The sequence below is a fragment of the Bacillus sp. UNC437CL72CviS29 genome (assembly GCF_000482345.1).
GTDB classification, from domain to species: Bacteria; Bacillota; Bacilli; order Bacillales; family Bacillaceae_G; genus Bacillus_A; species Bacillus_A arachidis.
In genome coordinates, this window is sequence record NZ_AXVB01000033.1 from 21,734 (window position 1) to 31,450 (window position 9,717).

General features: G+C 38.7%; 9 protein-coding genes, 2 rRNA genes and 1 riboswitch. Of the genes, 1 reads left to right on the forward strand and 10 read right to left on the reverse strand.

All coding sequences use genetic code 11. From position 1 onward, the window contains the following. Positions 1-34 precede the first annotated feature (34 nt). The 8 genes from purF to purE form a co-directional block, all read right to left on the reverse strand. A complete protein-coding gene (gene purF / locus M014_RS0120150; RefSeq protein ID WP_026593303.1) occupies positions 35-1,450 on the reverse strand; it encodes an amidophosphoribosyltransferase in 1,416 nt (471 codons plus the stop codon). After that, positions 1,435-3,654 carry a phosphoribosylformylglycinamidine synthase II gene (gene purL / locus M014_RS0120155; protein WP_026593304.1) on the reverse strand — a complete coding sequence of 740 codons (2,220 nt, stop codon included), beginning with the start codon at positions 3,652-3,654 and terminating at the stop codon, positions 1,435-1,437. The genes purF and purL overlap by 16 nt, the downstream gene beginning before the upstream one ends. Further along, positions 3,638-4,321 carry a phosphoribosylformylglycinamidine synthase subunit PurQ gene (purQ, locus tag M014_RS0120160; RefSeq protein WP_026593305.1) on the reverse strand — a complete coding sequence of 228 codons (684 nt, stop codon included), beginning with the start codon at positions 4,319-4,321 and terminating at the stop codon, positions 3,638-3,640. Before purQ ends, purL begins: the two co-directional genes overlap by 17 nt. Next, positions 4,318-4,572: a phosphoribosylformylglycinamidine synthase subunit PurS gene (gene purS / locus M014_RS0120165; RefSeq protein WP_026593306.1), complete on the reverse strand. Its 255-nt coding sequence runs from the start codon at positions 4,570-4,572 to the stop codon at positions 4,318-4,320. The genes purQ and purS overlap by 4 nt, the downstream gene beginning before the upstream one ends. Then, the gene (gene purC / locus M014_RS0120170) at positions 4,565-5,284 is read right to left on the reverse strand and encodes a phosphoribosylaminoimidazolesuccinocarboxamide synthase (RefSeq protein ID WP_026593307.1); all 720 of its coding nucleotides are present in this window, start codon (positions 5,282-5,284) and stop codon (positions 4,565-4,567) included. Before purC ends, purS begins: the two co-directional genes overlap by 8 nt. Before the next feature lie 94 nt (positions 5,285-5,378). Further along, positions 5,379-6,680 carry an adenylosuccinate lyase gene (gene purB, locus M014_RS0120175; protein WP_026593308.1) on the reverse strand — a complete coding sequence of 434 codons (1,302 nt, stop codon included), beginning with the start codon at positions 6,678-6,680 and terminating at the stop codon, positions 5,379-5,381. Further along, on the reverse strand, positions 6,677-7,828 hold the full coding sequence (gene purK, locus M014_RS0120180; protein ID WP_026593309.1) for a 5-(carboxyamino)imidazole ribonucleotide synthase: 1,152 nt from the start codon (positions 7,826-7,828) through the stop codon (positions 6,677-6,679). Before purK ends, purB begins: the two co-directional genes overlap by 4 nt. Next, the gene (gene purE / locus M014_RS0120185) at positions 7,825-8,310 is read right to left on the reverse strand and encodes a 5-(carboxyamino)imidazole ribonucleotide mutase (RefSeq protein ID WP_026593310.1); all 486 of its coding nucleotides are present in this window, start codon (positions 8,308-8,310) and stop codon (positions 7,825-7,827) included. The genes purK and purE overlap by 4 nt, the downstream gene beginning before the upstream one ends. 110 nt (positions 8,311-8,420) lie before the next feature. After that, positions 8,421-8,522, reverse strand: a riboswitch (purine riboswitch). A gap of 400 nt (positions 8,523-8,922) precedes the next feature. Between purE and M014_RS0120190 the strand changes: the two genes are divergently transcribed. Continuing rightward, positions 8,923-9,201 (forward strand): hypothetical protein, encoded by a 279-nt coding sequence (locus M014_RS0120190; protein ID WP_026593311.1) that lies wholly within the window; start codon positions 8,923-8,925, stop codon positions 9,199-9,201. A gap of 201 nt (positions 9,202-9,402) precedes the next feature. On the opposite strand, the gene rrf is transcribed toward M014_RS0120190, so the two are convergent. Beyond that, positions 9,403-9,518 (reverse strand): 5S ribosomal RNA (gene rrf, locus M014_RS0120195). Between the two features lie 51 nt (positions 9,519-9,569). Then, positions 9,570-9,717, reverse strand: a 23S ribosomal RNA gene (locus M014_RS0120200); the annotation flags it as partial.

Below are 9,717 nucleotides of genomic sequence, written 5' to 3' on the forward strand. Positions count from 1 at the left end.
TCTACTTAAAATCAAGTAGAAGCTTCTCGCTTTTTTATTTCATACTTTCTAAAAGTTCTTGTTCATAATCATAAAGGGCTGTTGGATAATCCCCATTAAAGTACGCCATACATAAGCCGCCGTATTTCCCTTCATATGGACGACCAATCGCATCGACTAAGCCATCTTCACTTAAAAATGTTAAAGAATCTGCGCCGATGATTTGACGTATTTCTTCTATAGAATGGTTAGCTGCGATTAATTCTTTTCTCGTTTGAATATCAATGCCATAGAAACACGGATACTTAAGTGGTGGAGAAGCAATCCTCACATGCACTTCTGTCGCTCCTGCTTCACGAAGCATACGGACAATGCGTTTACTTGTTGTACCTCTTACGATAGAATCATCAATCATTACGACGCGCTTTCCTTCAACTACTCCTCGTACTGCCGAAAGCTTCATTTTTACCCCTTGTTCACGCAATTCTTGAGAAGGTTGGATAAAGGTACGACCAACATAACGATTTTTAATTAATCCTAATTCATACGGAATGCCAGTTGCTTCTGCATAACCAATTGCCGCAGAAATACTAGAGTCCGGTACCCCTGTTACAACATCTGCTTCAATAGGAGCTTCCGCCGCTAAACGTTTCCCCATACTTTTACGCGCTGCATGAACATTGATGCCAGCAATATTGGAATCTGGGCGTGCAAAGTAAATGTATTCCATACTACAAATTGCATGTTCTACATCATTTGTAAAACGATCTACTTGGATACCTTCGTCATTAATAATAAGTAGTTCTCCAGGTTCAACATCTCGAATGTATGTTGCACCAACTACATCAAAAGCACATGTTTCAGATGCTACAACATATGCATCTCCCATTTTTCCGATTGACAGCGGGCGGAATCCATTCGGGTCTAACGCAACAATCATTTCGTTACCTGTTAATAAAAGATATGCAAATGCACCTTTTACTTTGTTTAATGCATCTTTCACACTCTCAATTAATGAACCTTTTGTACTACGTTTAATTAAATGAAGTAGTACTTCTGTATCTGAACTCGTTTGAAAAATACTTCCTTCTGCTTCTAATTCACGGCGAAGCATCTTTGCATTAATTAAATTACCGTTGTGAGCTAATGCCATACTATGATCAGAAAAACGGAATAGTAGTGGTTGAACATTCGCTACCTCACTTCCGCCTGCCGTTGCATAGCGTACGTGACCAATTGCTGATTTTCCATTTAATCCTTCTAGCTCACCTCTTGAAAACACTTCCGATACTAGACCTAACCCCTTATGCCCAACAATTTTCTCCCCATTATTTACAACAATGCCTGCGCCTTCTTGTCCACGGTGCTGTAAGCTGTGCAATCCGTAGTACGTAACTTGTGCTGCATTTTCATGCCCCCAAATTCCGAAAACGCCACATTCTTCATTTAACCCCTTTATTTCAGCAAGCATGGGATTGCCCCTTTCCAAGCCTTTCTCATTTCATCAACATTTGCTGTAAGTAATACTTCATTTTCTTCATTACGAATTGTTACTTCATTTGTATTTGTGACTTCCCCAACTTGAATTGCTTCTACTACTTTCTCGAATGCTTCTTGCTTTTCACGTTTTACTGTTACAACAAAGCGTGATTGTGATTCCGCGAATAACGCCGCTGTTGCTTCTCCAGCTAATTTCACAGTAGCACCTAATCCTTTAGCTCCAATTGTACTTTCAGCAATTGCGACTGCTAATCCGCCTTCTGCAACATCATGTGCAGATTGAACAAGTCCTGCTTGAATTGCTTCTAGTAATTGCTTTTGGCGTTTAGATTCTACTTCTAGATCGATGCTTGGTGATTGACCAAAGATTTTGCCGTATACCATCTTTTGCAATTCACTTCCGCCAAACTCAGCTTTCGTTTCTCCAATTACATAAACTAGATCTCCAGCTTGCTTAAATTCTTGTGTCGTTACATGTTTTAAATCATGAACAAGACCTACCATACCAACAGTCGGTGTTGGATATACAGCTTCACCGCTACGTTCGTTGTACATTGATACGTTTCCGCCAATAACTGGAGTTTGTAGTGTACGACAAGCTTCACTCATACCATCTACTGATTTCTCGATTTGCCAGAAAATCTCTGGTTTTTCTGGGTTACCAAAGTTTAAACAATCTGTAATTGCCAGCGGTTCTCCACCTGAACATACGATGTTACGTGCTGCTTCTGCTACTGCAATTTTACCGCCCATTTCAGGATCTAAATAAATGTAGCGAGAATTACAATCTGTTGTCATCGCTAATGCTTTTTCTGTCCCGCGCACACGTACAACGGCTGCGTCTGATCCTGGTGTAACAACCGTGCTTGTGCGTACTTGATAATCATATTGATCATATACCCACTCTTTACTTGCAATCGTTGGTTGTTGTAATAGAGCTAGCAATGTTTCTTTATAATTATCTAATTTCGGTGTTTCCATCTTCATTTCTTGGAACTCTTTAAAATACGCTGCTTCTTTTGAAGGCTTATGATAAATTGGTGCTTCTTCTGCTAGTGCATCTGCTGGTACTTCCGCTACCATTTCACCTTTATGGAATAAGCGAAGCATTTTATCTTCCGTTACTTTTCCCATCGTAACTGCCGCAAGTCCGTACTTTTCAAACAACTCTACAATCTCTTGCTCTCTACCTTTTTTCACAACAATTAACATACGTTCTTGTGATTCAGATAACATCATTTCATATGGCGTCATACCTGTTTCACGTTGTGGTACATCATCTAAGTACATTTCAATACCCATTCCTGCTTTACTTGCCATCTCTGCAGAAGATGATGTTAATCCTGCAGCTCCCATATCCTGAATTCCAACAAGAGCATCAGATTGAATAAGCTCTAAGCATGCTTCAATAAGGAGTTTCTCCATAAATGGATCCCCTACTTGTACCGCTGGACGTTTCGCTTCTGAACTCTCAGATAATTCTTCTGATGCGAAAGTTGCACCGTGAATACCGTCACGTCCTGTTGAAGCACCTACGTACATAACTGTATTACCAGCACCATGTGCTTGCCCTTTTTTAATATCTTCATGATTAATTAAACCAACGCACATTGCATTTACAAGTGGGTTTCCTTCATAACATGAATCAAACTGTACTTCTCCGCCAACAGTTGGAATCCCGATGCAGTTACCATATCCTGCAATCCCTGCAACTACTTCTTCAAATAAATATTTCACACGTGGTGATTGTAGTTCACCGAAGCGAAGAGAGTTTAATAATGCTACTGGACGTGCTCCCATAGAGAATACGTCGCGAATAATACCACCAACACCCGTTGCCGCACCTTGATATGGCTCAATTGCAGAAGGATGGTTATGACTTTCCATTTTAAATACAACGGCTTGATTATCACCAATATCTACAATCCCTGCACCTTCACCAGGTCCTTGTAATACGCGCTCTCCTGTTGTTGGGAACTTGCGAAGAACAGGTTTTGAGTTTTTATAACTACAATGCTCTGACCACATAACAGAGAATAGTCCCGTTTCTGTGTAGTTCGGCAAACGTCCTAAAATCTTTTCAACCATGGCAAACTCTTCGTCTGTTAGCCCCATTTCCGCATATATACGTTCTTCTTTAATTTGTGTTGGATTTGGTTCAAGCATTAACGACATATGTTTCCCTCCAATGTTTCAAAATAGATTGAAAGACTTTTAAACCTTCAGCGCCGCCAAGAAGTTCATCCACAGCACGCTCTGGGTGCGGCATCATGCCAAGTACATTTCCCTTTTCATTTACAATACCTGCAATATCTGAAACGCTTCCGTTTGGATTGTCTACATAACGGAATGCAATTTGATTCTTTTCTTCTAATTCTTTAAGAGTTGCTTCATCACAGTAGTAATTCCCTTCACCATGTGCGATTGGAATATTGATTACTGCACCTTTTTCATATTGCGATGTAAACATCGTTTCGTTATTTTCAACACGTAATCCCACTGTACGGCACATAAACTTTAGGTTTTTATTTCGCATTAATGCACCTGGTAGCAGCCCTGATTCAACCAATATTTGGAATCCGTTACATACACCTAGAATTGGCTTTCCTTGTTCAGCTGCTTTTTGCACAGCTTTCATTGCATTTGCAAAGCGAGAAATGGCACCGCAGCGAAGGTAATCACCGTAAGAGAAACCTCCTGGTAAAAGAATTGCATCATATTCATCTAAATTCTCTGCATCATGCCAAACGTAGTCTACCTCTTCGCCAAGCTCATCTTTAATTGCATGAAACATATCAACATCACAGTTCGAACCTGGAAAAACGATTACGGCAAATTTCACTGTGCGACAACCTCCTCAACTTCGTAACGGAAATCTTCCATTACAACATTCGCTAATAGTTTCTCACACATTTCTTTTACCTTTGTATCCAGATCAGTCACTGATTTATCAATTGTTAACTCCATATATTTACCGATGCGAACATCTTGCACTTCTGTGAATGAAAGACTGTGAAGAGCACCTTTCACTGCTGTTCCTTGTGGATCTAATACGCTCTCTCTTAATGTTACATATACCTTAACTTTATACATGTGAAGCTCCCCCTAAACGTTTTAAAATTTCTTCATATGCCTCTGTTAAATCGCCAAGATCACGGCGGAATACATCTTTATCAAATTTTTCATTGCTCGCTTCATCCCATAAGCGGCAAGTATCTGGTGAAATCTCATCTGCTAATACGATTTCGCCTTCTTCTGTTAGTCCAAACTCTAGTTTAAAATCTACTAATCTTACACGACAGCTTGCGAAGTGCTCAATCAATATTTGATTGATTTGTAGAGCCTTTTCTCGTAATGTACTTACTTGCTCTGGCGTTGCAACGTTTAACACACGAATATGATCTTCTGTTACAAGCGGATCTCCTAAATCATCATCTTTGTAGTACAATTCTACGATTGGTGCTGCAAGTGCAGTTCCTTCTTCCATTCCTAAGCGTTTTGAAAGACTTCCCGCGATTACGTTTCTTGTGACAACCTCTAATGGAATAATACTTACCTTTTTCACAAGTTGTTCTGTATCTGACAACTTCTCAACAAAATGTGTTTTAATTCCCACTTCTTGTAACTTTCTGAATAAAAGAGTTGTAATCTCATTGTTCAGACGACCTTTTCCTGTAATTGTCGCTTTTTTCTCCCCATTGAAAGCAGTAGCACTATCTTTGTACTCTACCCAAACCATATCTGCTGCTTCTGTACGATAAATTCTTTTTGCCTTACCCTCATACAGCAATTCTAGCTTTTGCATTTCGCAAGCCCCCTGTAGTTTGAAAAATATGAATAATATGTTTATAAAAAATGGCACAGAATGATTCTATTCTGTGCCATATAAAATTTTCAAATTAGTTCAATCCAAGACGTTCAAAGATTGTATCAACATGTTGCATATGATGTTCATAATTGAAACATTCGTTGATTTCTTCTTGTGTTAATTTGCTTGTAATACGCTCATCTGCTTCTACAAGCTCTTTAAATTGTACTTGTGTCTCCCAAGCTTCCATCGCTTTAGGCTGTACGATATCATAAGCTTCTTCACGTACCATACCTTTGTCGATTAGCGTAAGCATTACGCGCTGAGAGTAAATTAAACCGTATGTTCTTTGCATATTGCGCTTCATGTTTTCTGGGAATACCGTTAAGTTTTTCACGATATTACCAAAGCGGTTTAACATGTAGTTTAATGCGATTGTTGCATCTGGTAAGATAACTCGTTCTGCAGAAGAGTGAGAAATATCACGCTCGTGCCATAATGGAACGTTTTCGTAAGCAGTTAGCATGTAACCACGAATTAAGCGGGCCAAACCAGTCATATTTTCAGATCCGATTGGATTACGTTTATGCGGCATTGCAGAAGATCCTTTTTGTCCTTTGGCGAAAGCCTCTTCTACTTCACGTGTTTCACTCTTTTGTAGGCCACGAATTTCAACCGCAATCTTTTCGATAGATGTTGCAATTAGTGCAAGTGTTGACATGTAATGCGCATGGCGATCACGTTGCAATGTTTGTGTTGAAATTGGTGCTGCTTCTAATCCTAAGTTCTCACAAACGAATTTTTCTACGAATGGATCAATGTTCGCGTATGTACCAACTGCACCAGATAATTTACCAACGCGAACTGTATCAGCTGCTTGTTTGAAGCGCTCTAAGTTACGTTTCATTTCTTCATACCACAGACCAAGTTTTAAACCAAATGTAGTTGGTTCTGCATGAACACCGTGTGTTCTTCCCATCATAACTGTGTATTTATGCTCTTTTGCCTTGTTAGCTAAGATAGTAATGAAGTTTTCTAAGTCTTTTAATAAGATTTCGTTTGCTTGTTTTAAGATATAAGATAACGCTGTATCAACTACGTCTGTAGATGTTAAGCCGTAGTGTACCCATTTACGTTCTTCACCTAGTGCTGGTGTTTCTGATACTGCACGAGTGAAAGCAACTACATCATGGCGTGTCTCTTTCTCAATCTCATAAATACGGTCAATATCAAATGATGCATTCTCACGAAGTTTTTTTACATCTTCTTTTGGAATATCACCAAGTTCAGCCCATGCCTCACAAGCTAAAATTTCAACTTCTAACCATGCTTTAAATTTGTTTTCTTCCGTCCAAATCGCACCCATCTCAGGGCGTGTATAACGACTAATCATCTTTTTCCCTCCAAAAGTTGTTCTTGATGGTCCCAAATATGCAAACTCTGCGCTTTTTCTAAAGCAACTTCAATATTTTCATTTAAAATATTTACATGCCCCATTTTGCGCTGCGCTTTTGCTTCTTCTTTTCCATACAAGTGTAAATAGCACCCGGTAAATCTATTCACTTGTCTTAGGACCCCTTCTATATGTTCGCCTAAAATGTTTACCATGACAACTGGTTTTAACAAATTTGTTTCTCCTAGAGGTAAATTACAGATTGCTCGAATATGTTGCCCAAATTGACTCGTTTCACATGCATCAATTGTATAGTGTCCTGAATTGTGAGGTCTTGGTGCTAATTCATTAATATAAATCTCACCATCTGCTGTAGCAAACATCTCTACCGCTAGTGTTCCCACAAGCTGAAGTTCATCCGCCAGTACCTGTGCGTATTCAACTCCTTTTTGTGAAAGTTCGTCTGTAATACGAGCTGGTACAATAGATTCATGTAAGATGTTATTCACGTGAATATTTTCAGCTACTGGAAATACCTTCGTTTCACCACTGACACTGCGAGTTACAATAACTGATATTTCTTTTTCAAATGGCACCCATTTCTCAAGAATACATTCAGCTTGATTTACAAGTTCAGTTGCTCTCGCAACATCCGCTTCGCTTCTTAAAACCACTTGTCCTTTTCCGTCATATCCCCCTGTTGTTGTCTTTAACACACAAGGAAAGGAAAGTTCCGTAATTGCTTCTAAAAGTTCGTCTTGCCTCTGCACAAGTTTATATGGTGCTACTGGTAAGCCAACACTCACGATTGCATTCTTTTCTGTAAAACGATTTTGCGTTTTATTTAACAACTGGCTGCCTTGTGGTAAATACGCATATTTTTCAAGCCATTGTAAACATCTATAATCAATATTCTCAAATTCATATGTCACAACATCGCTTATTTCTGCTAAATGTTGAATCGCTTTCAAATCATCATATGCTGCCACAATTTCAATATCAGCAACTTGTGCACATGGTGAATGTTTTGTTGGATCTAAAACAGCAATTTTATAACCCATTTCCTTCGCTGCTATCGCCATCATTCTTCCTAGCTGGCCACCGCCAATAATTCCAATTGTTTTTCCTGGTAAAATGATTTTTGTCATATCAACTCACTGCCTTCACGCACATTTTTCTCAATTGCTTCTCGTCTCAGTTCTAATGCATCATGTATGTCATCATGAAATGATCCAAGGATTTGTGCTGCAAGTAGTCCCGCGTTTGTTGAACCAGCCTTGCCAATCGCAACAGTGGCAACTGGAACCCCTCCTGGCATTTGAACGATAGACAGTAATGAATCTAAACCATTTAACGCTTTTGATTGAACAGGAACGCCGATTACAGGAAGATTTGTCTTCGCTGCAACCATCCCTGGTAAGTGAGCGGCTCCTCCAGCTCCAGCAATAATAACTTTTAATCCACGTTCACGAGCAGTTTCTGCATATTCAAACATATAATCTGGAGTCCGATGAGCGGATACAACTTTCTTCTCATACGGAATATTTAATTCATCTAAAATGTCACAAGCATATTTCATTGTTTCCCAGTCTGACGTGCTTCCCATTATGACCCCAACTAGTGATTTCATATTAGAATCCCCCCGATTCAAATAAAAAAAGCCTGACATAGAACATTTTCTCTTTTACTATGAGAGAAAGCGCTCTACTCAGGCATACGTATCCCTTGTGAATAGAAAAATACCGAGTGACTTTCCCTCATAGTCTAACGAATAACGGTCGTTAGGTAGAGACTTGCAGGCCATATCCCCGCGATTATATGAGGTGCGATATAATATTGTTTCTATGGTTATATTAACAATATTTCATGAACAATGTCAACAAATAATCGAATGTTTTTTTGTTCGTCATTGATAACGTTCGTGTTTTAGTTATATTCAAAAGAAGAAGTGAAAATATATACATGTATGAAAGGAAATTAGGATAAGAATACAAAGCGTAACTACATGAGGATCTAGTGGTATAGCGATACAATACTTTAGCCATCATTTAAGTGAATTTTAATTACCTAAAGTTATAGCGCATTACAATAACCGTTATTTTTTCAAATCTATATTACTTTATAATCTTAACATATGAGAAAGTGATCAAATCAAGGTGTAAGTAATTACGTTTTTGTATATTTAAGTAAATCCTCTGATACTATTACTATAAGCTCATACTCATTTATAGGTGGATTGATTATGCAGAAACTTACTAAGTTGTCATATTTATTTCTTTTTATCGCAGTAACTGCTGCAGTTATTGAATCCTCTTTTATAACATCTCATTTCTTCTACTATCATTACTTCAAACCTATACTGCTTATTGAAATAATTAGTCCCATTATCGGAATTATTCTAGGTTCGTTCGGAAAACCTGGGAAACGAAAACAAATTGCTATTATTTTAAACAGCCTCTTCTTTTTTATTTTTTCATTTTTAGCATTGCTAAATTTATGGATTATTTCATTCGGTAAATAAAGTGAAACTTTAATTAGTGGGGTTTTCTTCATCCTCACTGATTATTACCCCTCACCAATCGGGCTTTTACGAGCAGTTAGTTGATCCCCCCGCCCATCTTTCTCGTTTCTCTCTGAATCTTGAGATGAGGGGCTTACTACCCGTAAATAGCGGGATAAAAATATACACAAAAAAACCTAAGTCGAAATGACTTAGGTTTTTGCTTGGCGACGTCCTACTCTCACAGGGACAAGGTCCCAACTACCATCGGCGCTAGAGAGCTTAACTTCCGTGTTCGGTATGGGAACGGGTGTGACCTCTCTGCCATCATCACCAAACTATTGAAGGCATATTCCTTCAAAACTAGATAACATTTGCATTCATATTATATGGTTAAGTCCTCGATCTATTAGTATTCGTCAGCTCCACATGTCACCATGCTTCCACCTCGAACCTATCAACCTGATCATCTTTCAGGGATCTTACTAGCTTACGCTATGGGAAATCTCATCTTGAGGGGGGCTTCATGCTTAGATG